We start from the raw sequence: 23,939 nt of genomic DNA, 5'->3' as shown, positions 1-23,939 counted from the left end.
GGCGGCACAGGCCGCCGCCCGGAGGTTCAGATCAGGACGACTTCTCGCAGGACTCGGTCCGCTTCGGCCAGTTGCCGGCCTTCTCGACATAGTCCTTGGCGTTGGCCTCGATCAGCGGCCGGACCTCATCCTTGAGCGGCTCCAGCCACTCGCCCGGCTTGGTCCACTTGGTGCCGTCCCATTCCGCGACATAGGCCTTGCTGTGGCCGGAATGGTCGGTGCAGGAGATCGAAGTCGGCGTGGCGAAGCCCTCCATGCCGATCTCCTTCAGCCTGGCATCGGTGATGTTGAGGCTCTCCAGTCCGCGGCGCATGTCCTCGGCGGTGACGACCTTCTTGCCGGTCAGCTTCTGGGCGTTGCGGATCGCCTCGACGACCAGCATCGAGTTGTAGACGCCGCGGTTGTAGAGATTCTCGCCGACCTTATCCTTCGGCGTCGTGCTCTTACCCTTCTCCACGACATGCTTGAGGATGTCCTGGATGACCGGGAAGTTCTGGCCGGCCGCGTTCAGGTTGAGCGACTTGTAGCCCTTGGCCTCCGGCCCGCCGGCGCGCGCATCGTCGTCGCCGCCCGCCCACCAGACGCCGACCAGCTTGCCGATCGGGAAGTTGTTCTTGATGGCTTCCTTGACCGCGGTCGGGTTCATCGCGCCCCAGCCCTGGTTGTAGAGGTAGTCAGGCCGGTCGCGGCGGATCGAGAGCCAGAGCGAGCCCTGGTTCTGCATGTCGGCGGCGGCGACGGGATAGAGCTTGAGCTCGAAGCCGTACTTCTTGGCGAGGTTCTCGAGGACCGGAATCGGCTCCTTGCCGAAAGGCGCGTCGAGGTGGATCAGCCCGAGCTTCTTGCCCTTGAGCTTGTCCATGCCGCCGAGCTCGGCCGCCATGTGCTTGACCATCAGGGACGCGCCGTCCCAATAGGTGAAGGGCGGAATGAAGACCCAGGGGAAGTTGGTGCCGTCGGCCGAGGCCGAGAGGCCATAGGCCATCGACAGGATCGGGATCTTGTCGACATGGGCGCGCGGGATCGCGGCGAGCGTCGCGCCGGTCGACCAGGGCGAGTAGACGATGGTGTTCTTCGACTTGGCCTGCTCGTAGCACTCGATCGACTTCTTGGTGTCGTAGCCGGTCTCGCACTCCTCATAGATCACCTTGACGCCGCCGACGCCGCCGTCGCGCTCGTTGATCATCGCGATGTAGTCGCGCATGCCGTCGCCGATCGGGATGCCCGAGCCCGAGAACGGGCCGGTGCGATAGGCGTTGTTGGCGAAATAGACCGAGTCCTGCGCGTTTGCCGGTGCGGCGATGGCGCCGGCGGCAAGGAGCGCGCCGAGTGCGACGCTCCTGATGATGCTGCTCTTCGTCATGGACTTCCTCCGTGGTTGCTGCGGATCCGGCAGTGCCGTCCCGTCTTCGCCATGCCCGCCGCTTGAAAGCTCTGCGGCGGGTCGTTGTCCTTGGGTCCCTCTCCCCATCGATTTGGCGCGAGTTCCTGTCGTTTGGCTGGAACCAGCCAAACGGAAAGCGCGCTGCCTCAGTAGGGGAAGGGCCACGTCCGCAATTTCTGCTTCCCGATCTGCCAGAGCCTGGCGAGGCCGTGCGGCTCGAGGATCAGGAAGATGATGATCAGCGCGCCGACCAGCATGTAGGTCATGTGTTCGGCTGCCGCGCCGCCGATCGGCACGCCCAGCGCCGGCAGGCCGAACTTCAGCGCCGTCGGCAGGACGGACAGGAAGGCCGCGCCGAAGAAGGAGCCGATCAGCGAGCCGAGGCCTCCGATGATGACCATGAACAGGATGGTGAAGGAGAGGCGGATGGTGAAGACGTCGTTGGCCTCGCCGCCACCATACCAGAGGAAGATCATCATCGCTCCGGCGACCCCTGCGAAATAGGAGGAGACGGCGAAGGCGGTGAGCTTGGCGTTGAGCAGCTTGATGCCCATCAGCTCGGCGGCGATGTCCATGTCGCGGACCGCCATCCAGGAGCGCCCGAGCTTGCCGTGCACCAGGTTCGAGGCGAACCAGGTCAGCAGGATGACGAGCCCCAGGCAGACGAAATAGCGCGTCTCGGGGGTGGCGGAGGCGCCGGTGACGGCCACGCCGAACAGCGTGCGCTGCGGCACCTCGATCGCGCCCGAGGCATTGTAGTTGAACAGCCAGGGAATGCGCACGAAGGCCCATTGCAGGAAGAACTGCGCGGCGAGCGTGGCGACGGCGAGATAGAAGCCCTTGATCCTGAGCGAAGGCAGGCCAAAGAGCACCCCGATCGCGGCCGAGAACAACCCGGACAGCAGGATCAGGACGATGATGTTCACGCCCGGGAAGAACGTGGTCAGCTTGTAGCAGGAATAGGCGCCAACGCCCATGAAGGCGGCGGTGCCGAGCGAGATCAGCCCGGTATAGCCGGTCAGGATGTTGAGCCCGATCGCTGCCAGCGAGAAGATCAGGAACGGGATCATCACCGAGGCGATGAAGAAGTCGCTTCCGGTCAGCGGGATGACGATGAGGGCCAGAGCCAGGATGACGGCGATGCCGATCCGGTCCTGCCGGAGCGGGAACACGGCCATGTCGGCGGCGTAGGTGGATTTGTATTGGCCGGCTTCGCGGTAGAACACGGGTCAGCCTTTCAGATGCGTTCGATGATCTTGTCGCCGAACAGGCCCTGCGGCCGGAACAGCAGGAAGCCCAGCGCGATGAAATAGGCGAGCCAGCTCTCGATGCCGCCGCCGATCAGCGGCCCCCAGTAGAACTCGCCGAGCTTCTCGCCGATGCCGATGATCAGCCCGCCGACGATGGCGCCGGGGATCGAGGTGAAGCCGCCGAGGATCAGCACGGGCAGCGCCTTGAGTGCCACGATCTCGAGCGCGAAGGAGACGTCCGAGCGCGCGCCCCACATGATGCCGGTGATCAGCGCGACGATGCCTGCGGTGAACCAGACGATCACCCAGATCTGGTTGAGCGAGATGCCGACCGAGAGCGCCGCCTTGTGGCTGTCGGCCACCGCCCGCAGCGCTCTTCCGATACGGGTGTACTGGAAGAACAGCGCCAGCACGGCGATCATCAGCGAGGCGATGATGGCGGCGGCGATGTCGATCTTCTGCAGCGAGACCAGGCCGCCGAGGATCTTCAGGTCGATCGCGCCCTTGGGCAGATAGAGCTGATCGGCGATCATCTGCTTGGGGCTGCCGCCGAAGACGGCTTCGCCGAAGCCGATCAGGAAATAGGTGATGCCGAAGGTCGCCATGAACAGGATGATGTCGGGCTGGTTGACCAGCGGGCGCAGCACCACGCGCTCGATCGTCACGGCGAGGGCGAACATCACGCCGAGCGTCAGGATGACGGCGAGGAAGGCCGGAACGCCCTTCTCATAGAGGCCGACCAGGGTAAGCGCCGCGAACACCACCATGATGCCCTGGGCGAAGTTGAACACGCCCGAGGCCTTGAAGATCAGCACGAAGCCGAGCGCGATCAGCGCGTAGAGCACGCCGGAGACGAGGCCCTCCCATATCGTCTGGGCGAGCAGGTCCGGCGCCTGCGTCATCTGGTTGAACGGGTCGACGAAGATGGCGTGGATCGTGCCGGTCGGATCGATGCGGGCGCCGATGAGCGCGGCGGCGACGAGGCCGACCACGATCAGGCCGGCCTTGATCCAGCCATTGGCCAGGAGATTGGGCGCGGGCTGCGCGGCGACGTCGCTCATGCGCTCTGGTCCTTGATTGCAGCGGCAGCCATCAGTGCGCAACTCCGAGATAGGCGTCGATCACGCGCTGGTCGGCCTTGACCTCGCTCGGCGTGCCGTCGGCGATCTTGCGGCCGTATTCGAGCACGACGACGCGGTCGGAGAGGTCCATGACCACGCCCATATCGTGCTCGATCAAGGCGATGGTGGTGCCGAACTGGTTGTTCACGTCGAGGATGAAGCGGCACATGTCCTCCTTCTCCTCGAGGTTCATGCCGGCCATCGGCTCGTCGAGCAGCAAGAGCTCCGGCTCCATGGCCAGCGCCCGGCCGAGCTCGACCCGCTTCTGCAGGCCATAGGGCAATTTGCCGACCGGCAGCTTGCGGATGTGCTGGATCTGCAGGAAGTCGATGATGTCCTCGACGACCTTGCGGTGCTCGATCTCCTCGGTCATCGCCGGGCCGTGCCGCAGCGCCTGCCAGAAGAAGCCCTTGCGCATCTTCAGCGTGCGGCCGGTCATGATGTTGTCGAGCGTCGACATGCCCTTGAACAAGGCGACGTTCTGGAAAGTGCGGGCGATGCCGGCGGCGGCGGCCCGGTGCGGGCGCATCTTGTCGCGGCGTACGCCCTTATAGGTGATGCGGCCTTCCTGCGGGTGGTAGAAGCCGTTGATGCAATTGAGCATCGAGGTCTTGCCGGCACCGTTGGGGCCGATGATGGCGCGGACCTCGCCCTTGCGGATGTCGAAGGAGACGTCGCTGATCGCCTTCACGCCGCCGAAGCGCAGCGAGATGCTCTCGACCGAGAGCAGCACCTCGCCCTTATGCGTGACCGGTGCGCCGGCGACAGCCATGGAATGCGCGTTCATGCCGCCTCCTTCGTCGCAGACGTGGCTGCTGGCGCCGTGACCGGATAGACCTTCGCGTCCGCGACCTTGACCGTCGCCGAGATCACGCCCTTGCGGCCGTCCTCGAAGGTCACTTCGGTCGAGATATCGGCCTCGGTCGCGCCGTTGTAGAGCGCCTCGACCAGCGGGGCGTAGCGCTCGGCGATGAAGCCGCGGCGGACCTTCTGCGTGCGGGTCAACTCGCCGTCGTCGGCGTCGAGCTCCTTGTGCAGGATCAGGAAGCGCTTGATCTGGGCGCCACCCATCATCGGTTCGGCCGCGAGCGAGCGGTTCACCTCGTCGACATGCTTTTCCATCATCTCATAGACCTGCGGATGGCCGGCGAGCTCCTGGTAGGAGGCGTAGACGACATTGTTGCGCTCGGCCCAGTTGCCGACGGCGGTCAGGTCGATGTTGAGCGCGACGGTCGCGTAGTCGCGGCCCTGGCCGAAGGCGACGACCTCCTTGATGTTCGGATAGAACTTCAGCTTGTTCTCGATGTATTTCGGCGGGAACAGCTCGCCGGAGTTGAGCTTGCCGACATCCTTGGCGCGGTCGATGATCTTGAGGTGGCCGCTCTCGTCGAAGAAGCCGGCATCGCCGGAGCGGACGAAGCCGTCTTCCGTCATCGTCTCGGCGGTCTTCTCGTCGTCCTTGTAGTAGCCGCGGAAGATCGAGGGCGAGCGGTAGAGCACCTCGCCATTATCGGCGATCCTGATCTCGACCTGCGGCGCCGGCTTGCCGACCGTGTCGGCCTTGATCTCGCCGTCCGGCTGCATGGTGATGTAGACGCCGGCTTCGGTCTGTCCGTAGAGCTGCTTCAGGTTGACGCCGATCGAGCGATAAAAACGGAAGAGCTCGGGGCCGATCGCCTCGCCGGCGGTATAGCCGACCTTGATGTTGGTCAGGCCGAAGCGGTTGCGTAAGGGAGCATAGATCAGGATGTCGCCGAGCTTGTAGAGCAGGCGGGCGGAAAGCGGCACGCTCTCGCCGTTCAGGATCTTCTCGCCGTGCTGCTTGGCCACCCCGAGGAAGTAGTGGAAGACCTTCCGCATCAGCGGGCCGGCATCCTCCATGCGCACCATGGTCAGCGTCAGCATGGTCTCGAAGACGCGCGGCGGCGCGAAGGCGTAGGTGGTGCCGATCTCGCGGCGGTCGTCGACGACGGTCTCGGGACCTTCCGGGCAGTTGACGCAGAAACCGGCGATGATCGCCTGCGCATAGGAGAAGACATGGTCGCCGACCCAGGCGATCGGCAGATAGGCGATGATCTCGTCGCTCTCGTTCAGCCCGTCGAAGCTGCAGCCGATCTCGGCGGCGGTGATGACGTTGAAATGTGTCAGCATCACCCCCTTCGGCCGCCCGGTCGTGCCGGAGGTGTAGAGGATGATGGCAAGATCGGCGCTCGCGCCCTGCTCCATCTCGCGATCATGCGCTGCTGAAACCGCGGCATCCTTGAGCGCTGTGCGGCCGGCTTCGATCACGTTGCCGATGTCGTGCAACTTGGCGTGGTCGTAGTCGCGTAGGCCGCGCGGCTCGTCATAGAGCATATGGCGCAGGTTGGGCAGCCGCTCGATGACGGAGAGGACCTTGTCGACCTGCTCCTGGTCCTGCACGCAGGCGAAGACCGCGCCGGCATGGTCGAGCACATAGGCCATCTCGTCGGCGACGCTGTCGGCATAGACCGGCACCGGGATCGCGCCGAGCCATTGCGCCGCGGCCATCGACCAATAGAGGCGTGGGCGGTTGTAGCCGATGATCGCGACTTTCTCGCCGCGCTTCAGGCCGAGTTGCTCGAGACCCCTGGCGTAGGCGCGGACCTGCTCGGCGACCTCGGCCCAGCTCCAGGACTGCCAGATGCCGAGATCCTTGTGCCGGAACGCGACGCGTGCGCCGCGCTCTCGTGCATTGCGCAGCAAAAGCTTGGGAAAGGTATCCGCCTGGCCGGCGGCTGCGCTTGCCACGATCGTCGTCTCCACCCTGTCGCCCCGTCTGCTGCGGGTTTGTCCGGACACGAAGTCCTTGCGCGATCATGCAAGCTTTGCAGGTGGCTCGGCACTGTGCAAGAAGCCACTTGACAGACAAGGCGCATTTGGGGCGCTATTGTCCCGCCGAGGTTTGACTGAGGCTCCAGCCCGCGATTTGCCGGGCAGCACTCCCCGACATTGTCAGGTTCGCAGGCGTCCGGTTTTGCCGGGCTGGCGCAGCGCCTTTCATCTGCCTTGTTCCGGCCGGAAGCTCGCGGGGAGGGCTGGCCGATGCGCGCTTCTGCCTCGATCACGATTGCGATTCTGCTCACCGCGGCGACGCAGGCGCACGCGCATCGGGCGCCGGGCGGCTGGGACTATCCGTTCGAATGCTGCTCGGAGGCCGATTGCGCCCAGATCGATGCGAGCGCCGTGCGGGAAACCCCGTCCGGTTTTATCGTGACGATCATGCCGGGCCGGCATCCGATGTGGGCCAGCGAGCGCCGCCAGCCGGCCGTGCTCGACATCCCCTATCAGAAGGCTCGCCTCTCGCCGGACGGGTTCTTCCACCTGTGCATGAACGATGCGGGGGAGCTGCTGTGCTTCTTTTCGCCGGGTGGGGGGTCTTAGGGCTGGCAGAGCCAGAGCTCGTGCAGCGGTCAGGCGCGACCCGCGTCTCTCTTGGAAACCGAGGTCGCGCCCGACGTATCCGTCACGGTCGGCTGTACGCCGACGGGGTCAGGACCTCTGGAGCAGGAAGGCTTCGGCGAAGCTCAACTCGACCATGTCGCCGCGCTTCAGGCGACCCAGTTGGTCCTGGATGCCGGGATCGGCCACGACATGGGTCCGCGGCCCGGCCGGTCCGACATAGCTGACGATGTTCGTCGCCGGATCGAACGTCTCGAACCTCGCCGTCACAGTCAGCGACCGCACGACGAATCGTTCCGGCAGATTCTGGAAGGAGGAGTCGGCGGCGGCCTCGGTGTAGATGATCGCCGGCTTGGCGCCTTTCCGGGCCCGCTTGACGTCGAGGATCACGCCCTCGACGCGGCGAACCTCGACCCGGTCGCCCGGGCGGAGATTCTCCAGGCTTCCGAACACCTCCGGCACCGCGACGGGCCATGTCTGGCGGCCCTGCTTGACGACCACGCGGCGCCTGGCGGGGTCGACCGAGGCGATCTCGACATCGAGCCGCTCGACTTCCACCGGCCCGACGCCGGCGACGATGACCGTCTGACTGGTGACCGTCGGAGTGGTCGCGCAGCCCGCCAGGGCGAACGAAACTGCGGCGATCACGCTGATCTTCTTCAACATTGGACGTCTCCCTTTCGAACGCTGCCCGGTCTGGAATCGACTGCCGGATTCCGGGATTCGATCTGAAAATCGATAAAATTGCGAATGGATGACTTCGCGGGTTCAAGAATAAAGGCCAACTTACGCTGTGCCACAATAGGCGATCGGGAGGCGATTTCGGATGAGTACTTTCACCCTACCCCTCATACCGCGCGAGCCGCTCCAGATCGAGGATCGTCACCTCGTTGTGGCCGACCTTGATGAGGCCGAGCTCGGCGAGCCTGGCGAGACCCTGATTGGCCATCTGCCGGGAGATGCCGGCGAGCAGGCCGAGCTCCTCCTGCGAGATCGTCAGCGTGCGGTCCTGGCTGGGATAGAGGATCGGGTTGAACAGCCAGGCGAGGTTGCGGGCGAGGCGCCCGGTGGCCCCTAACATGCGGTCGTATTCGGCGAGCCCGATGAACTGGGCGAGGCGCTCGTTGAACTGGTGGACCAGGAAGCGGTTGAAGGCGGCGGAGTGCTCGAACAGCCAGAAGAAGGTCTGGCGCCGCATCAGCGCGACCTTGCTCTCGCGCAATGCGATGAGATCGTAGCGCCGCGCCTCGTTCTTGATGATCGTGCCCTCGCCGAACCAGGCGCCGCCGCGCAGGCCCGCGAGCGTCGCCGATTTGCCGGTGCGCGAGGTCGTGCTCATCTTGAGCAGGCCGTCGGCGACGCCGGTCCAGGATTCCAGCCGGTCGCCGACATGGCAGACATGGGCGCCCTTGCCATAGGCCTTGATGCTGGTGCCGCGCCTGGCTTCCTCGAACTCCTCCGGCGTCAGGTCGTTCGACCAGGCGGCAATGCGGCGCAGTTCGTCCTCGGAAATCAAGATTCGCCGGCCTTTCGATCGGGTAAGCGCACGCTGTCACTATGCGGCCCGGTTCATCGCAAACTCAAGCCGGGCCGGCCACGCCAGAGAACCGGCATCCGCCTCGTGCGTTTCCTCGCCAACGAGGAAGGAGCGACGACATGCAGGACGCGGTTGTCATGAGCGATCATCATCGCAGAGTGCGTCATGCCGCGATCGAGATCGATGGCGTCGAGGTCTTCTATCGCGAGGCGGGGCCGCGCGACGCGCCGGTCCTGCTCCTGCCGCACGGCTATCCCTGCTCGTCCTACGAGTTCCGCAACCTTTTGCCGGCGCTGGCCGATCGCTGGCGGCTCGTCGCGCCGGACTATCCCGGCTTCGGATACAGCGCGACGCCCGATGGCTTCAGCTACGATTATGAGGGCTATTCGCAGCTGCTCGAAAGCTTCGCCGACCGCCTCGGCCTCGAGCGCTTCGCGCTCTATCTGCACGATTACGGCACCTGGATCGGCCTCAAGCTCGCGCGTCGCGCGCCGGGCCGCATCACCGGCCTGATCATTCAGAATGGTGACATCTACGAGGATGCGCTCGGGCCGAAATACGAGGGTATGAAGGAGCACTGGCGAAAGCCGACGCCCGAGGGTCGCAAGAAGCTCGAAGCTGCGGTGAGCGAGCAGGGGTTTCGCGAGGAGTTCCTCAACGAGGTTCGGCCTGAGATAGCCGGCCGGATTCCGCCCGATCTCTGGAAGCTCCATTGGCCGCTGATGAACACGCCGAAGCGCAGGGCGATCAGTGTCGGGCTGATGGAGGTCTGGAAAGAGAATTTCGACTGGTTCCCGCGCTACCAGGCCTATCTGCGCGAGCACCAGCCGCCGACTTTGATCGTCTGGGGGCCGCAGGACGGCTACATGCCGGAGAAATCGGCCCGCGCCTATCTGCGCGACCTGCCGCACGCCGAGCTGCATCTGCTCGACGGCGGCCACTGGCTGCTGGAGACCAATCTCGACGAGGTCGCGGGCCTGATCCGGCTTTTCCTCGGCCGGCTTGAACCGGCCGGTGAGAGACGCAGGATGATCGCCTGATCGAGCGCTACTCCGCCGCCCGGGGCATCGCCAGCGCTGCATCCGAACCGTCACGCAGGCGGTTCAAGAGCTCGGCTTCCTCGGCCTTGGCGGCGGTGAGATGGCGCTCCTTGACGTGGCCGAAGCCGCGGATTTTCTCGGGGATCGCGGCGAGGGCGACGCAGAGCGCGTGGTTCTGCGGGGTCAGCTTGCCCAGGATCTCGGCGATCAGCGCCTCGTAATCGGCGATCAGCCGGCGCTCGGTCTTGCGCTCCTCGCTATAGCCGAAGACGTCGAAGACGGTGCCGCGCAGACCCTTCAGCTTCGCAAGCAGGCCGAAGGCGCCCATCATCCACGGGCCGAAGCTCATCTTGCGCGGCAGGCCGGTATTGGGATCGCGCTTGGCCAGCAGCGGCGGTGCCAAGTGGAATTCGAGGCGGAGCGGCTGGCCGGTCGAGCTGTCCTTCTCGAAAGTCGCGGCGAGCTGCTTGCGGAAGGCGCCGTCGCTGTACAGCCGGGCAACCTCGTACTCGTCCTTGTAGGCCATCAGCTTGAAGAGATAGCGGGCGACGGCCTCAGCGAGTGCGCTGTGGCCGGGGAGGGCGCTCGCCTCCTTTGCACGGGCTTTCTCGACGAGATCGCGATAGCGCGCCGCATAGGCGGCGTTCTGGTAGCCGGCGAGGAAGTCGACGCGGCGGGAGACGATCTCGTCGAGGCCCTGCGAGATGTGACGGGCATCGGTTGGCGCCTTGGCCTCGGCGAGGGTGGCGGCGAGCGCTTCGGGGTCATGCGCGGCGCGGCGGCCGAGCTCGAAGGCCTGCTGGTTCATCGCCACGGCTTCGCCGTTGAGCTCGATCGCCCGCAGCAGCGACGCCCGCGAGAGCGGCACGCCGCCATGCTGCCAAGCATAGCCGAGCATGAACATGTTGGCGGCGATGGCATTGCCGAGGAAGGAGACGGCGGCTGCCGTCGCATCGACGAGATGGGTCTTGTCGCGGCCGGAGGCCGAGACGATCGCCCGCTTCAGCCGTTCGGTCGGCAGCGAGAAATCGGCATTGCGGGTGAAGTCGCCAGGAAGGCTCTCTGCGGTGTTGACCACCACGGTCGAGCCGGGACGGATCGCGCCCAGCACCTTCTTCGAGCCGGTGACGGTGAGGTCGCAGCCGAGCACGAGATCGGCCTGGCCGGCGGCGACGCGGATGGCATGAATCTCCTCCGGCGTCGGCGCGAGGCGGACATGGCTGAAGACCGCGCCGCCCTTCTGGGCGAGGCCGGCCATGTCGATCATGCCGCAGCCCTTGCCTTCGAGGTGGGCTGCCATGCCGAGGATCGCGCCGATGGTGACGACGCCGGTGCCGCCGACGCCGGTGACGACAATCGCAAAGTTGCGATCGAGCGCCGGCACCTGCGGCTCAGGCAGATCGCGCGCGCCGAGCGCCGAGGCGTCGAGCGTGCGTGGTTCCGCCTTCTTCGGCCGCGCGCCATGCACGGTGACGAAGGAAGGGCAGAAACCCTTCACGCAGGAGAAGTCCTTGTTGCAGTTCGACTGGTCGATCTGCCGCTTGCGGCCGAACTCGGTCTCGAGCGGCTGCACCGAGACGCAGTTCGACTTGACCCCGCAATCGCCGCAGCCTTCGCAGACCAGCTCGTTGACGATGACCCGCTTGTCCGGATCGGGGTAAGCGCCGCGCTTGCGGCGGCGGCGCTTCTCGGTGGCACAGGTCTGGTCGTAGAGCAAAAGCGAGACACCGGAGGCGGTCGCAAGCTCGCGCTGGACGGCGTCGAGATCGTCGCGATGGTGCAGGGTGGTACCGGGGGGCCAGAACGTGCCGGCCGGGTATTTGTCGGGATCGTCGGAGACCACCGCGATGCGCGAGACGCCCTCGGCCGCGACCTGGCGCGCCATCTGGTCGGGCGACAGATGCCCTTCCGCCTGCTGGCCGCCGGTCATCGCGACGGCGTCGTTGTAGAGCAGCTTGTAGGTGATGTTGACGCCCGAGGCGACGGCCCAGCGGATCGCGAGCGAGCCGGAATGGGTATAGGTGCCGTCGCCGAGATTCTGGAAGACGTGGCCACGCTTCGAGAACGGCGCTTCGCCGACCCAGTTGGCGCCCTCGCCGCCCATCTGGGTGAAGCCGGTGGTGTCGCGGTCCATCCACTGCACCATGTAGTGGCAGCCGATGCCGGCATAGGCGCGCGAGCCCTCGGGCACGACGGTCGAGGAGTTGTGCGGGCAGCCCGAGCAGAAATAGGGCGTGCGCTTGGCGACCTCGATCGCCTCTGCGAGGCGGCCCTGCGCCGCGGCGATCTCCTCGAGGCGCGTGCGCAAAGCAGGGTCGTCCCGATACTGGAGCAGCCGGGCGCCGAGCGCGATGGCGATGTCGTTGGGATCGAGCGCGCCGTGGACCGGGAAGAGCCACTCGCCCTTTTCGTCCTTCTTGCCGATCACCATCGGCTGGTGCTGCGTACCGTAGAGCTCCTCGCGCAGCTGCACCTCGATCAGCGAGCGCTTCTCCTCGACGACCATGACGAGGTCGAGCCCGGCGGCGAAATCCTTAAGCTCCTGCGGATCGAGCGGCCAGGGGCAGGCGATCTTGAACAGGCGGATGCCGAGATCATTGGCGCGGACCTCGTCAAGGCCGAGCTCCTCCAGCGCCTGGCGCACGTCGAGATAGGACTTGCCGACCGTGATGATGCCAATGCGTGGCGCCGACCCGCCCGAGAGGATGGTCTGGTTGAGCTTGTTGGCGCGCAGGTATGCCAGGATCGCGGCGCGCTTGTAGAGATGCAGGCGCTTCTCCTGGTCGAGGAAGTCGAGCTCGCGGCGGATGCTGAGGCCGCCCGGCGGCATGACGAAATCATCGGGGATCGCGATGCTGACCCGGTCGACCGAGCCATCGACCGAGGCGGTCGATTCGATGTTGTCCTTGACGCATTTCAGGCCGACCCAGACGCTGGCGAAGCGCGAGAGCGCAAAGCCGTGCAGGGAATAATCCATGATCTCCTGGACGCCGGCCGGGTTCAGGATCGGCATCATCCGGTCGACCAGGACGAACTCGGTCTGGTGGGCGTTGGTCGAGGATTCCGCGGTGTGGTCGTCGCCGAGCAGGCAGAGCACGCCGCCATGGCGCGAGGTGCCGGCCATGTTGCCGTGGCGGAAGACGTCGCCGGTGCGGTCGACGCCCGGGCCCTTGCCGTACCAGAGCGCGAAGACGCCGTCATACTTGCCCTCGCCGGAGAGCTCGGCCTGCTGCGTGCCCCAGATCGCGGTGGCGGCGAGGTCCTCGTTGAGGCCGGGCTGGAAGACGATGTTGGCGGGCTTCAGCTGCTTGCCGGCGCGGGCGAGCTGCTGGTCGAGCCCGCCGAGCGGCGAGCCGCGATAGCCGGAGACGAAGCCGGCTGTGTTCAGGCCCGCTTGCCGGTCGCGTTCATGCTGGACCAGCAGCATGCGGGCGATGGCCTGCGTGCCGGTCAGGAAAATCTGCTGCTTGGAGAGGTCATATTTGTCGTCGAGCGCGACCACTCTCAGGTCGGCTTCGCCGGTTGCGGCGCTCTGCGAAGTCTGCTGCGTACCGGCCATGGCCGACCTCCCGACGATCGCATATCCATCGACTATGGGACCGGTAAGGCCGGCCTCCAATCCGTTATTATGTCAACAAGGCTGACATAACCGACGTGATATCGTCAAATCACTCTGGGCTAATTCCAGACTGGTCGATAGCGCTGCGCCGCGATTTGGCCGCCTTTGCGGGCGATGCCGACAGGGGTTCCGGCATGAGATTGCAGGGTAGGCGCGCCGGGCGCGTTTTTGTATGCAGGCCCGGCCGGATTCGCCGCAGATTCGAGGAAATTGCCGCGTGCCGCGATACTCGACGCTTTTGACGCTGTTCGCCGCTGCATTCGCCTGGCTCGGCCTCGCCTTGCCGGCGCTGGCGCATCCGCACGTCTTCGTGACCTCGCGCACCGAGATCCTCTACGGCTCTGACGGCGCGGTGAAGGCGCTGCGGCATCGCTGGAGCTTCGACGAGGCCTATTCGGCCTATATGGTCCAGGGCCTCGACAAGAATGGCGACGGCAAGCTGACCTCGGACGAGCTCGCCGAACTCGCCAAGGTCAACATGGAATCGCTGCCGGATGTCGGCTTCTTCACCATCGCCAAGGCGAACGGCAAGGTGCAGGAATTCGGCACGCCGAGCGAGGCCTCACTCGCCTATGAGAACAAGACCTTGACGCTGACCTATACGCTGCCGTTGAAAGCGCCGGCTGTGGCCAATCGCTCCTTTGGCATCGAGGTCGGCGATCCCACCTATTTCGTCGCCTTCGAGATCGGCGAAGAGGCCGATGCGGTGGCGGCGCGCGATGCTCCCAAGGGCTGCATCGTCCGGATCATGCGCCCGCCCAAGCTCGACTCGGCGACGCAGCAGCGTCTGGCGCAGGAAGACATCACCGCGACGCCGGACATGAGCAGCTATCAGGTGACGACCCGGGCGCTGGTGGCATGTCCCTGAGGGTAGCCCCCCTCAGCCCTCATCCTGAGGAGCCGCGCAGCGGCGTCTCGAAGGATGCTCCAGAGCGCGCTGGAGCATCCTTCGAGACGCAAGGCTTGCGCCTTGCTCCTCAGGATGAGGGCTCGAAAGCGACACGGACCTTACTTTCGCGCATCGGTGCCACGCTGCTGGCGCTGGCCCTGATTGCCGGCGCGCTCGGGCTGATCGCCTGGCTGGCGAGCTTCTACTTTCCACCTCCGCCACCGCCGCCGCGCAATCCGTTCGGCACGGCCTTGCCGCGCGAGGCACTGCCGGCGACGACCGGGATCGGCGCGGTCATCCTTGCCTGGCAATCGAGCTTCTATCGCGAGCTGACCGCGACGCTGAAGGCGATCGCACAGTCGCCGGCGGCGTTGCCCGGCCTGCTCGGTCTCGCCTTCGCCTATGGCGTCTTCCATGCCGCCGGGCCGGGCCACGGCAAGGCGGTGATCTCCGGTTACATCGTGGCCGACAACCGCAGCCTGAAGCGCGGCTTGGCGCTCTCTTTTGCGGCGGCGATCGTGCAGGCGCTGGTCGCGATCGGGCTGGTCGGCGCGCTGACGATCGCGCTCAATGCGACGGCCAAGACCATGGCCTCGACGACCTTCGTGATCGAGCAGGGCAGTTTTGCGCTGGTAGCGCTCGTCGGGCTCTACGTGCTCTGGCGCAAGGCCGGAAATCTCGTCGCGCTCGGCAATGGCGCGGCGCACGATCCGGCGTCCTGCGATCATGTTCACATGCCCGGAGCGGACGAGGTCTCCGCCTTGCGCTCCTTCCGCGAAATGGCGGGTGTCGTCCTGGCGGCGGGGCTGCGTCCCTGTGCGGGTGCGCTGATCATCCTGGTCTTCGCCAATGCGCAAGGCCTGCTCTGGGCCGGCATCGCGGCGACCTTCGCGATGGCGCTAGGCACCGCACTGACCACCGGGGCGCTGGCCGCGCTGGCGGTGTTCTTCAAGTTCGCGGCGCTGCGCTTCGCCGGCGGCGGCTCGCTCAGGGGAGCCCGGATCATCGCCGGGCTCGAAGTGCTGGCGGCCGCCTTCGTCGCGGTGCTGGGCGCGGCGCTGTTCTTCGGCTTGTGGGTCGGCGGGCAGGGGAGTTGATCCCCTACTTCGCCGCGGCCTCGTAGACGAAGAGCGTCGATTTATCGTCATCCGGCATGAAATAGGCGCGCACGCCTTCGCCTGCTGGTTCGACCCAGAACGGGTTCTGCGTCATCGGCAGGCCGGAGGCCGACCAGAGCTCGACCGGCAGCTGGAAGACCGGGCGGTTGTCCTTGAGGTCGACGATCTCGAAGCCGCCGAGCCGGAAGACCGGGCCGTCCTTGCTGGCGCGGTAATTGTTGAGGCCGGAGCAGAGCATCCGGCTCATGCCGATGAAGTGGCAATCCTGATAGTCGATATAGAGCGCCGGATTGGCGACGCGCAGGCTCTCCGGCGCGGTATCTGCGTTGGTGACCTTGCCGTCGGCGCCGAGCGGCCAGGCATAGAAGCGGCGCGAGCCCCAGCTGACGCCGTGCAGCGACTTGCCGTCGGTGTTGTGGACGATGCCGCCGACATGGTCCTTGAAGCGGAAGACCTCGGTCGCCTTCAGCGTTGCGGGATCGACCTTGTAGATGATCGACTGGCTGTTCGGGCGATATTCGGCGACCGGAACCCAGAGATCCTTGCCGTCGAAATCGATGCCGCCGGGGTGATAGACCGAGCCTTCGCCGAGCGTGATCTCGGCCAGGAGCTTGCCCTGCGCATCGACCTTGAAGAGGTGGCCGGTGCCTTCGCCGGTGTCGCGGTCATAGCCGTCCTTCGGCTCGGTATAGCGCGTCGTCGGCTTTTTGATCTCGACCGAGGAGATGAAGAAGGCATCGCCGATCTTGACCATGCCTTGCGGGTGATGGGTCGGGAACTGCAGCTCGATCGCGGCCTTCTGCGTCCACTGCGCCGCACGCGTCAGCTTCGGGATCAGCGTGTTGAGCGCCGGGTCGGCGGCCTGCGCCGTCGTCGCCAGCGCCACGGCGCTAAGCGCCATCAAAGCGGTCCTCATCACGATCCTCCTTTGCCGGCCCAGTGATCGGGCGTTGCCGGGATAATCGCGCTTCGTGACGAGGATGCAAAGCCGGGGATCAGCGCAGTGGGTCGTTCTCCAGCAGGATCGGCTTGCCATGCGGCGTCGCCTCGGCGGCGCGCTCCCAGGCGGCGGCGCGGGCATCGACGCTGTCATGCGAGGCGAGACCCTTCTCGATCAGCAGATGCTCCAGCGCCTCGCACCAGCGCTCGTAATAGTCCGAGCCGTCGCGGCAGCCGCCATTGGCCAGGGCTTCGCGGATCTCCGCGCCAAGCGCCTGCGCCCATTCATCCGCACTGAAGACGCCGCGGTTCTGCAGGGCGACGACGAGGGCGAAGGCCTGCGCCTGCCAGGGCTCGGCGAAGACCGGGCCGTCGGCGTCGCGCGGGATCGGCGTGCCGGCTGCGAGCGCATCGGCGAGAGCAGCGTCAGGCCGGCTCAAGATAGCTCTCCCAGGCCTCGATGCTGACCGTGCTCGTCGGATCGGCGTCGCGCCCCCAGAGCTCCGAACCGGTGAAAACGACGGTGTAGAGCCATTGCGCCTGCTCGGGCGCGCCATGGGCGCCGGTGTCGGGAAATACATGGCAGCCAGTGACCAGCTCGATCACGCCCTGTTTGCCACGGGCATAACGCGGCAGACGGGTATGGTGCTGCGGATGCATTACGATGGTGCGGACCTTGTCACCGACCTTGAAGCGGGCCGGGGCCGGCGCCTCACGCTCGTAAGGGAAGCCGCGGCGCAGGACGGTCGGAACCTCCTCGCCCTTGAGCACGCGCTTGGGCTCCCGGCGCGTGCTTTCGGCGACACCGGAAGCCAGCTCCTCCTTGCTCAGGAAGCCCTGCTCGACCAGCACCTTGTCGAGTGCCGCCAGCCAGATCTGGTAATAGCTCGACGAGAGATATTGCGCCGGCGGCAGGCTCTCTCTCGCATGGCGGATGCCGTCGATCGTCCAGGCGCCCATCGCACCGGCGGCGACGTTGATCGCCAGGACCTTCTTCTCCCAGTCGGCATGGAAGATCGGCTCGTCCTTCTCCGGCACGACCGGGCCGAAGCCCATCTGGCCGCCGAGGTCGTGGGCGCTGTTCATGGCTTATCCCCCGGGGAGGGCAAGCCGACGCCGATCATCGAGTCGCGGTTGACGATCGATGCGAGTTCGTCCTCGCTCCAACCCTCAGTGCCTTCGGGGCGCATCGGGATGACGATGAAGCGCGTCTCTGCGGTCGAATCCCAGACGCGGATGCGCTGGCCCTCGGGCAAGGTCACGCCGAAATCGGAGAGCGTGCCGCGTGGATCGATCACCGCCTTGGCGCGATAGGGCGGCGATTTGTACCAGACCGGCGGCAAGCCGAGCACTGGCCACGGATAGCAGGAGCACAAGGTGCAGACGATGAGGTTGTGCTCCTCCGGCGTATTGAAGCAGGCGACGATGTGCTCGCCGCCGCGCCCGCCATAGCCGAGCTCGGCGACGGCCGCGGTGCCGTCGGCCTTCAGGCGGTCAGCATAGGCCGGATCGCTCCAGGCCTTGGCGACGACACGGGCGCCGTTGCGCGGGCCGACCCTGGTCTCGTAGGTATCGATGATCGCGTCGAGCGCGCTGGGGTCGACATAGCCCTTCTCGACCATCAGCGATTCCAGCGCCTTCACCCGCGCTTCGATCGGGGTGAAATGGTTGTCGTGCTCGTGGTCATGATGGTGGTGATGGTCGTGGCCGCTCATCGTGTCCTCCCTGTCATGCCAGCCTGATCCGTGCCGCCCGCTCGAATTTCACGGCGAAGGCCGCGAGCGACCTATCCGAGCCCTTCGGTCCGATCACCGACAAGCCCAACGGAGCGTCGTCGCGATGGGCGACGGGAATCGAAATCTGCGGGAAGCCGGAGAGCCCCGCAAGGCAGAGCAGGCGCAGGGCACGGTTGCGGAAATCCTCGAGCTCGGGCTCGCCGGCGCTGATCAACGGCGCGACATCCGGCACAGTCGGCAGCAGCAGAACGCCGTCCTTGCCGAGCAATTTTGCGAGCCTGGAGCGGAACTTCCGGCGCACTGTGTCGCCGCGGGCGAATTCGGCATCGCTGACCGCCTTGCCGAAGGCGAAGCGCTCGGCGACGCCCGGGCCGAGCGGCGGGGCATGGCGCGTGATCATCGCGCCATCCGCCTGCCAGGCCTCACGACCCTGGATCCAGCGGAAGGCCCAGTAGAGCGCGTCCATGTCGCTGACGGCGCGCACCGTCTCGGGCTGGCCGAGGATCGGCACGATGCGCTGCACGACATTGCGCAGGACGCGTTCGGCCTCCGGCACGGCCTGGGCAAAGAGATCGTCGGCGAGCAGGAGGCGCGGCGTCTCCGGCAGCGCCAGCCGGTCCCTGCCGAGGACGGCATTGGCGACGCGGGCGAAGACCTCGCCATCCCTGGCGAAGAAGCCGGCGGTGTCGAGGCTCTCCGCCAGCGGCCAGGCGCGCTTCAGCGAAAGCCGACCATGAGTCGGGCGGATGCCGAACAGGCCCCCATAGCTCGCTGGCGCCCGGACCGAGCCGCCGGTGTCGGAGCCAAGCGCGATATCGGCGAGCCGGCCGGCGACCACCGCCATCGAGCCCGAGGACGAGCCGCCGGTGATGCGATCCGGCGCTGCCGGATTGATGGGTGAGCCGAAATGAGCGTTCTTGCCGTTGAGCGAGAAGGCGAGCTCGTCGGTATGGGTCTTGCCGACGAAGCGGGCGCCGGCCTCCAGGAACACCTTCACGATCGGTGCCGTCTTGCTCTTGATCCCCGACATTGCCAGCACGGTCGGCGATCCCGCGCCGGTCGGGTAGCCCTTGACGTCGAAGAGGTCCTTGACCGCGAGGGTCAGACCGGACAGCGGGCCGGACGAGGCATGCTTCACCGGGACTTCCGGATACGGCACGAAGCAGCGAAACGGGTCGTTCTCGATCATGGTCGTCTCAGATCCCCCAGATCCCAATCAGATGCCGCGGGCGTCGCCGTCCGAACGCGGATCATGCGTCGCTTCGACATGGCCCTTCTGGTGCTTCACCAGCATGCCGGCATGGCCGAACTGGTCGGAATAGGCCTCGCTGTACTCCTCGACCGGATGGCCGGCGGCCGTCAGCCGCGCCAGCAGCATCGGGTCGAAGCGGTTTTCCAGCTTGAGCGAGATCGAGCCGGCGCCCCAGGTCCGCCCGAAGAGCCAGCGCGGCGCGTCGACCGCGTCGGCGACGCCCTGGCCGAAACGATAGCGCGACAGGATCTGCGCCTGGAACTGCGGCTGGCCGTCGCCGCCCATCGCGCCATAGGAGACGATCCGGCCGTCGTCGAAGCGGGCGAGCGGCGGATTGAGGGTATGGAAGGGCTTGCGGCCGGGCATCAGCGGATTGAGCGCGTTGCGATCGAGCGAGAAGGAGACGCCGCGATTCTGCCAGTTGACGCCGGTCTTGGGCAGGATGCAGCCGGAGCCGTACTCCCAGTAGAGCGACTGGATATAGGAGACGGCGAGGCCGGAGCCGTCGATCGCGCCCATCCAGATCGTGTCGCCCTCGCCGGGCCGGAACGGCCAGCTCGCGGCGCGCTTGCGGTCGATCCTGGCGGCTTCGCGCTCCAGGGCGGTGTCGGTGAGGAGGCTTGCCGGGTCGACCGTCATGAAGGCCGGGTCGGTGACGACCTTGTCGCGGATGGCGAGCGCCCGCTTCGTCGCCTCGACCAGCCCGTGATGGTGGTCGAAGCTCTCCGCCCGCGTCACCCCGAGCTTCTCGAAGAGGCCGAGGATCATCAGGGCGGTCAGGCCTTGAGTCGGCGGCGGGAAATTGTAGACGGTGAGCCCGGGCAATTTCAGCGACAGCGGCTGGACGGGCCGGGCGCGGAAGGCTTCAAGGTCGGCGCGGGTGATAGGCGCACCGATACGGCCGAGGTCCTCGGCGAGTTCGCGGCCGATGTCGCCGCGATAGAAATCGTCGAGCCCGTCATGGGCGAGCTGCTCCAGCGTCGCGCCGAGAGCGGTGGCCTTTCGCCGATCGCCGGCCTTGGGGCGTTCGCCGCCCGGCCAGAAGAACTCGCTGAAGCCGGGCGCGGCCTTCGCCGCATCGACCTCCTGCGGCCAGGTGCGCAGCTCGGAGTCCGAGATATCGTAGCCTTCGGCGCAATGGCGGATGGCATCGGCGAGCAGGTCCTTCAGCGGCAACTTGCCGCCGAGGCCGGCCGACAGAGCGAGGGCCGCCTGCCAGCCGCTGATCGCGCCGGCGACGGTGATCGCCGCGTCCGGGCCGCGCGCGGGCAGCGTGTCATGCCCCTTCTCGCGATAGCGCTCGATCGTGGCCAGACTCCCTGCCGGGCCGCAGGCCTCGATGGCGTGAACCTTGCCGCCGGGCTCGTGCACCAGCCAGAAGCCGTCGCCGCCGATCGCGTTCATGTGCGGGTAGACGACGGCGATGGTCGCGGCCATGGCAACCATCGCCTCGATCGCATTGCCGCCCTCGGCGAGGATCGCGCGACCTGCCTCGGAAGCGAGGCGATGGGGAGCGGCGACGGCCGCAGAGGCGAAAACCGGAGAATCGGGCATCAGGTTCTTGTCGTTCGAGTTAGGCGGGACCATGTGCCGGAAGGCGCGATTTTGTTGCATGCCGCCGCCGCCTAGGCTAGGCGGTCCGTGCATGGGTTCCGAGGGTAAAAGCATGGCGGCTGGCCGCACCAACTGGCGCAACGTGATCATGGTGATCTCGCTCGCCATCCTGATCGCGGTCGAGATCTTCGGCGTCGCGCTCGCGTCCGGCTGGGCGCTTGCCGGCCTGTTCGACCTCGGCCATATCGCCGCTTATGTGCTGATGGGGCTGTTCTCGGTGCTCGCCGCCTATGGCCTCCTGAACTTCATGCGCCGCGTCGTGAAGATCGAGCGTCTGACCCATCGCGGCTGAGGCTCAGCCGCAAGGGCGCATTACCACCGGATCGGCCTCGGCCGGCAGCAATTCGTCGAGCGAGCGGCAGCGGCTTTCCACACAGACCCGCCAATCGGCGGTCGCGCCGGAGCGGCGCATAACGACCTCGCGCAGCGGCGGCAGAGCGGGCCGCCAGCGCCAGAAGCCATCGACGAGCTTCGCGCCATCAGGCGGATCCATGCCGGCGCCTGAGCCCTGGATGCGGGCCTCGCGGATGACGAGCCCGTCGGAGGTTTCCTGCCAAACCTCCTCCCACAGCGATTTCTGCACCGAATGCCGCCAGGACAGCGTGATCTCGCTCGCGCCGAGCGAGATCACGAGCGCGCCGGCGGCAAGGCAGATCATACGGCTGGCGCAGGCGCTCTGGCGCGCCAGAGATGCTGGCCGATCATCGCGGCCGCGAGCGCAAAGCCGATCTCGTCGGTGAGCGGGACCGCGGCGACGAGAAAGGCAGCGGCGACCGCCGCCAGCGCACGTTCCCACAGCGCCAGCCGGCGCGTGAGGTAGCCGACGAACGCCGCGCCCCAGAGGATCATGGCGAGCGTCGCCTTGACCACGATATAGGCGACGGCGAGCCAGTAGGTGGCGCCGGAGAGACCTGCCACCGGTTGTAGCATCAGCGTCGGGTCGTAGACCGCCATATAGGGCACGACGAAGCCGGGCAGCGCGATCTTCACCGCCTGGACGCCGATCTTCATGCCCGAGACCTTGGCCATCGGCGCGGCGGCGAAGGCGGCGAGTGCGACCGGCGGGGTCAGGTCGGCCATGATCCCGAAATAGAAGACGAACATGTGGCTGACGATGAGCGGCACGTCGAGCTGGAGCAGGATCGGCGCGGCCAGCGACGAGGTGATGATGTAGTTCGGGATGGTCGGGATGCCCATGCCGAGGATCAGGCTGAACACCATGGTCAGCACCAGCGCCAGGAACATCGAGTTCTTGCCGATGCCGATCAGCCAGGAGCCGAAGATGGTGCCGAGGCCGGTCAGGGTCATGGTGCCGATGACGATGCCGACCAGCGCGCAGGCGAGGCCGACCGGCAGGGCCTGGCGGGCGCCGTCCGCGAGCGCCGCGATACAGCTCTGCAGCACCTCGCGGCCGGATGCGCCGCGCAGCACGTTCCAGAGAACGAGCGCGAGCACGACCATCAGGACCGTCGCCATGCTGATCGTCATCGATGCCGCGGAGATCAAGGCGAAGCCGACCCAGAAGACGAGGCGAAGCGCCTGCGAGCCGAGGCCGGCGGAAATCGCCAGCGCGAGGATGAGCGCGACGGTGAGGGCAAGCCCGATCGCCCCGGCGAAGAGCGGGGTGAAGCCAGCGAAGAGCAGGTAGACCAGCACGACCAGCGGCGCGATCAGGTACCAGTGCTTGCGCAGTTCGGCCCGCGCGCTCGGCAATTGCGATTTGGGCAGGCCGTGCAGGCCGAGCTTGCCGGCTTCGAGATGCACCGCCCAATAGCAGGCGGCGAAATAGAGCAGGGCCGGGATGATCGCCGCCTCGACGATCTTCGAATACGGGACGTCGATGGTCTCGGCCATGATGAAGGCGACCGCGCCCATCACCGGCGGCATGATCTGGCCGCCCATCGAGGAGGTCGCCTCGACGCCGCCGGCGAAGGCGCCGTTGAAGCCGGAGCGCTTCATCAGGGGAATCGTGAACTGGCCCGACGCCACGACATTGGCGACGCCGGAGCCGGAGACGGTGCCCATCAGCGCCGAGGAGGCGACGCAGACCTTGCCGGGCCCGCCCTGCTTGCCGCCGAACACGGCCATCGAGATGTCGTTGAAGAAGTCGATGACGCCGGCCCGTTCCATGAACGCGCCGAACAGGATGAACAGGAAAATGAAGGTCGCCGAGACGGCGGTCGGCGTCGAGTAGAGCCCCTCGGTGCCGAAGGCCATCTGCTCGATCACCTGCTCGAGGCTGTAGCCGCGATGGTCGTAAGGCGCCGGCAGATAATTGCCGAACAGGCAATAGGCCAGGAAGGTGCCGGCGACGAGCGGCAGGGCGATGCCCATGGCGCGCCAGACCAGCAGGAACAGCACGGCGAGCGCGGCGATGCCGACGACCATGTCGGCATGGGTGAGCTCGCCGGCGCGGTTCACCAGCTCGTTGTAGTTCCACCAGTGATAGAGGCCGAGCGTGAAGCCGATGATGCCGACCGCCCACCAGAAGATGCGGGCCGGCGGCGAGGTCTCGTCCGCATTGGCGAGCAGGCCGCAGGCGGTCAGGCAGAGAAAGCCGACATGGACGGTGCGCAGCACCTGGTTCGGCAGGGTGCCGGTGTAAAGCGTAACCAGCTCGAAAGCGGCGAACAGGGTGAGGAAAGCGAAGATCGCTTCCGTGCTCGCCTGGCCGCGGGCGGTGCCGAGGAGGATCCAGCCGAGCCAGAGCGCGAAAGCGACCCGGATCAAGAGGATCGGCGTCAGCCACGAGATGGCCGGGATGATCCGGAAGTCGAGCGGAATGCCGAAGGCGGTGACAATCTGGAAGACCGAGAAGGCGACAGCGATCCAGAACAGCAGGCGGCCTTTCCAGCCCGTTCCAAAGGTCGCCGGCAGGCCATGCTCGGGGTCGTAAGGGGCGGCCTGCGGACCGGCTGCGACATCCGGGATGGCCAGCGGCTTGCTCGATTCGGTGCTCATGCTGGTTTCCCGTCCTGCCGCGCTGCAGGCGCGATCTTCACTGTTTCGTCGTCTGGCAA

General features: G+C 66.5%; 21 protein-coding genes. 5 read left to right on the top strand and 16 right to left on the bottom strand.

The window, feature by feature from the left end:
* Positions 1-31 precede the first annotated feature (31 nt).
* From ASE66_RS05675 to ASE66_RS05655, 5 genes are all read right to left on the bottom strand, one after another.
* Positions 32-1,363 carry an ABC transporter substrate-binding protein gene (locus ASE66_RS05675; RefSeq protein ID WP_057188539.1) on the bottom strand — a complete coding sequence of 444 codons (1,332 nt, stop codon included), beginning with the start codon at positions 1,361-1,363 and terminating at the stop codon, positions 32-34.
* A 167-nt stretch (positions 1,364-1,530) separates the two neighbouring features.
* Entirely contained in the window at positions 1,531-2,610 is a 1,080-nt protein-coding gene (locus ASE66_RS05670) for a branched-chain amino acid ABC transporter permease (RefSeq protein ID WP_057188538.1), read from the bottom strand.
* 11 nt (positions 2,611-2,621) lie between these two features.
* Positions 2,622-3,536, bottom strand: coding sequence for a branched-chain amino acid ABC transporter permease (locus ASE66_RS05665; RefSeq protein WP_057188719.1), 915 nt, complete (start codon positions 3,534-3,536; stop codon positions 2,622-2,624).
* 190 nt (positions 3,537-3,726) lie between these two features.
* Complete coding sequence (locus ASE66_RS05660; RefSeq protein ID WP_057188537.1) at positions 3,727-4,542, bottom strand: ABC transporter ATP-binding protein; 816 nt, start codon at positions 4,540-4,542, stop codon at positions 3,727-3,729.
* Positions 4,539-6,527, bottom strand: coding sequence for an AMP-dependent synthetase/ligase (locus ASE66_RS05655; protein ID WP_413814247.1), 1,989 nt, complete (start codon positions 6,525-6,527; stop codon positions 4,539-4,541). Before ASE66_RS05655 ends, ASE66_RS05660 begins: the two co-directional genes overlap by 4 nt.
* A 291-nt stretch (positions 6,528-6,818) precedes the next feature.
* On the opposite strand from ASE66_RS05655, the gene ASE66_RS05650 reads away from it, so the two are divergent.
* The gene (locus ASE66_RS05650) at positions 6,819-7,157 is read left to right on the top strand and encodes a hypothetical protein (protein ID WP_057188536.1); all 339 of its coding nucleotides are present in this window, start codon (positions 6,819-6,821) and stop codon (positions 7,155-7,157) included.
* A 108-nt stretch (positions 7,158-7,265) separates the two neighbouring features.
* On the opposite strand, the gene ASE66_RS05645 is transcribed toward ASE66_RS05650, so the two are convergent.
* Together ASE66_RS05645 and ASE66_RS05640 are read right to left on the bottom strand one after the other, a co-directional pair.
* On the bottom strand, positions 7,266-7,841 hold the full coding sequence (locus tag ASE66_RS05645) for a hypothetical protein (protein ID WP_057188535.1): 576 nt from the start codon (positions 7,839-7,841) through the stop codon (positions 7,266-7,268).
* A gap of 175 nt (positions 7,842-8,016) precedes the next feature.
* Positions 8,017-8,691: a Crp/Fnr family transcriptional regulator gene (locus tag ASE66_RS05640; RefSeq protein ID WP_057188534.1), complete on the bottom strand. Its 675-nt coding sequence runs from the start codon at positions 8,689-8,691 to the stop codon at positions 8,017-8,019.
* 158 nt (positions 8,692-8,849) lie between these two features.
* Between ASE66_RS05640 and ASE66_RS05635 the strand changes: the two genes are divergently transcribed.
* Positions 8,850-9,752, top strand: a complete 903-nt coding sequence (locus ASE66_RS05635; RefSeq protein WP_057188717.1) for an alpha/beta fold hydrolase — start codon at positions 8,850-8,852, stop codon at positions 9,750-9,752.
* A gap of 7 nt (positions 9,753-9,759) precedes the next feature.
* On the opposite strand, the gene ASE66_RS05630 is transcribed toward ASE66_RS05635, so the two are convergent.
* A complete protein-coding gene (locus tag ASE66_RS05630; protein WP_057188533.1) occupies positions 9,760-13,311 on the bottom strand; it encodes an indolepyruvate ferredoxin oxidoreductase family protein in 3,552 nt (1,183 codons plus the stop codon).
* Between the two features lie 277 nt (positions 13,312-13,588).
* Between ASE66_RS05630 and ASE66_RS05625 the strand changes: the two genes are divergently transcribed.
* The gene (locus ASE66_RS05625; protein WP_162262446.1) at positions 13,589-14,239 is read left to right on the top strand and encodes a DUF1007 family protein; all 651 of its coding nucleotides are present in this window, start codon (positions 13,589-13,591) and stop codon (positions 14,237-14,239) included.
* Between the two features lie 95 nt (positions 14,240-14,334).
* Positions 14,335-15,357, top strand: coding sequence for a nickel/cobalt transporter (locus ASE66_RS05620; RefSeq protein ID WP_057188531.1), 1,023 nt, complete (start codon positions 14,335-14,337; stop codon positions 15,355-15,357).
* Between the two features lie 4 nt (positions 15,358-15,361).
* On the opposite strand, the gene ASE66_RS05615 is transcribed toward ASE66_RS05620, so the two are convergent.
* The 6 genes from ASE66_RS05615 to ASE66_RS05590 all read right to left on the bottom strand — a co-directional run bounded on the left by ASE66_RS05615 (position 15,362) and on the right by ASE66_RS05590 (position 20,859).
* A complete protein-coding gene (locus tag ASE66_RS05615; RefSeq protein ID WP_156412013.1) occupies positions 15,362-16,294 on the bottom strand; it encodes a DUF6454 family protein in 933 nt (310 codons plus the stop codon).
* A gap of 79 nt (positions 16,295-16,373) precedes the next feature.
* Positions 16,374-16,757 (bottom strand): nitrile hydratase accessory protein, encoded by a 384-nt coding sequence (locus ASE66_RS05610; RefSeq protein ID WP_057188530.1) that lies wholly within the window; start codon positions 16,755-16,757, stop codon positions 16,374-16,376.
* Complete coding sequence (gene nthB, locus ASE66_RS05605; protein WP_057188529.1) at positions 16,744-17,403, bottom strand: nitrile hydratase subunit beta; 660 nt, start codon at positions 17,401-17,403, stop codon at positions 16,744-16,746. The genes ASE66_RS05610 and nthB overlap by 14 nt, the downstream gene beginning before the upstream one ends.
* Positions 17,400-18,032: a nitrile hydratase subunit alpha gene (nthA, locus tag ASE66_RS05600; protein ID WP_057188528.1), complete on the bottom strand. Its 633-nt coding sequence runs from the start codon at positions 18,030-18,032 to the stop codon at positions 17,400-17,402. Before nthA ends, nthB begins: the two co-directional genes overlap by 4 nt.
* 13 nt (positions 18,033-18,045) lie before the next feature.
* Complete coding sequence (locus ASE66_RS05595; RefSeq protein WP_057188527.1) at positions 18,046-19,242, bottom strand: amidase; 1,197 nt, start codon at positions 19,240-19,242, stop codon at positions 18,046-18,048.
* A gap of 27 nt (positions 19,243-19,269) precedes the next feature.
* Complete coding sequence (locus ASE66_RS05590; RefSeq protein ID WP_057188715.1) at positions 19,270-20,859, bottom strand: gamma-glutamyltransferase family protein; 1,590 nt, start codon at positions 20,857-20,859, stop codon at positions 19,270-19,272.
* A 112-nt stretch (positions 20,860-20,971) separates the two neighbouring features.
* Here ASE66_RS05590 and ASE66_RS05585 point away from each other — a divergent pair, with 112 nt between their 5' ends.
* Positions 20,972-21,211 carry a hypothetical protein gene (locus ASE66_RS05585; protein ID WP_057188526.1) on the top strand — a complete coding sequence of 80 codons (240 nt, stop codon included), beginning with the start codon at positions 20,972-20,974 and terminating at the stop codon, positions 21,209-21,211.
* A 3-nt stretch (positions 21,212-21,214) separates the two neighbouring features.
* On the opposite strand, the gene ASE66_RS05580 is transcribed toward ASE66_RS05585, so the two are convergent.
* Together ASE66_RS05580 and ASE66_RS05575 are read right to left on the bottom strand one after the other, a co-directional pair.
* On the bottom strand, positions 21,215-21,577 hold the full coding sequence (locus ASE66_RS05580; protein WP_057188525.1) for a DUF1850 domain-containing protein: 363 nt from the start codon (positions 21,575-21,577) through the stop codon (positions 21,215-21,217).
* Positions 21,574-23,880, bottom strand: a complete 2,307-nt coding sequence (locus ASE66_RS05575; RefSeq protein ID WP_082613213.1) for a TRAP transporter permease — start codon at positions 23,878-23,880, stop codon at positions 21,574-21,576. The genes ASE66_RS05580 and ASE66_RS05575 overlap by 4 nt, the downstream gene beginning before the upstream one ends.
* Positions 23,881-23,939 lie beyond the last annotated feature (59 nt).

The organism is Allobosea sp. Root483D1 (assembly GCF_001429505.1).
Taxonomy (GTDB): domain Bacteria; phylum Pseudomonadota; class Alphaproteobacteria; order Rhizobiales; family Beijerinckiaceae; genus Allobosea.
This window is presented reverse-complemented; position numbering and strand designations above follow the sequence as displayed.

Coding starts and splice junctions, on each gene's coding strand:
- ASE66_RS05645 (WP_057188535.1), bottom strand. CDS start 7,841: ATGTTGAAGAAGATCAGCGTGATCGCCGCAGTTTCGTTCGCCCTGGCG.
- ASE66_RS05630 (WP_057188533.1), bottom strand. CDS start 13,311: ATGGCCGGTACGCAGCAGACTTCGCAGAGCGCCGCAACCGGCGAAGCC.
- nthB (WP_057188529.1), bottom strand. CDS start 17,403: ATGAACAGCGCCCACGACCTCGGCGGCCAGATGGGCTTCGGCCCGGTC.
- nthA (WP_057188528.1), bottom strand. CDS start 18,032: ATGAGCGGCCACGACCATCACCACCATCATGACCACGAGCACGACAAC.
- ASE66_RS05585 (WP_057188526.1), top strand. CDS start 20,972: ATGGCGGCTGGCCGCACCAACTGGCGCAACGTGATCATGGTGATCTCG.
- ASE66_RS05650 (WP_057188536.1), top strand. CDS start 6,819: ATGCGCGCTTCTGCCTCGATCACGATTGCGATTCTGCTCACCGCGGCG.
- ASE66_RS05590 (WP_057188715.1), bottom strand. CDS start 20,859: ATGCCCGATTCTCCGGTTTTCGCCTCTGCGGCCGTCGCCGCTCCCCAT.
- ASE66_RS05660 (WP_057188537.1), bottom strand. CDS start 4,542: ATGAACGCGCATTCCATGGCTGTCGCCGGCGCACCGGTCACGCATAAG.
- ASE66_RS05595 (WP_057188527.1), bottom strand. CDS start 19,242: ATGATCGAGAACGACCCGTTTCGCTGCTTCGTGCCGTATCCGGAAGTC.
- ASE66_RS05615 (WP_156412013.1), bottom strand. CDS start 16,294: ATGAGGACCGCTTTGATGGCGCTTAGCGCCGTGGCGCTGGCGACGACG.
- ASE66_RS05575 (WP_082613213.1), bottom strand. CDS start 23,880: ATGAGCACCGAATCGAGCAAGCCGCTGGCCATCCCGGATGTCGCAGCC.
- ASE66_RS05675 (WP_057188539.1), bottom strand. CDS start 1,363: ATGACGAAGAGCAGCATCATCAGGAGCGTCGCACTCGGCGCGCTCCTT.
- ASE66_RS05665 (WP_057188719.1), bottom strand. CDS start 3,536: ATGACGCAGGCGCCGGACCTGCTCGCCCAGACGATATGGGAGGGCCTC.
- ASE66_RS05580 (WP_057188525.1), bottom strand. CDS start 21,577: ATGATCTGCCTTGCCGCCGGCGCGCTCGTGATCTCGCTCGGCGCGAGC.
- ASE66_RS05635 (WP_057188717.1), top strand. CDS start 8,850: ATGAGCGATCATCATCGCAGAGTGCGTCATGCCGCGATCGAGATCGAT.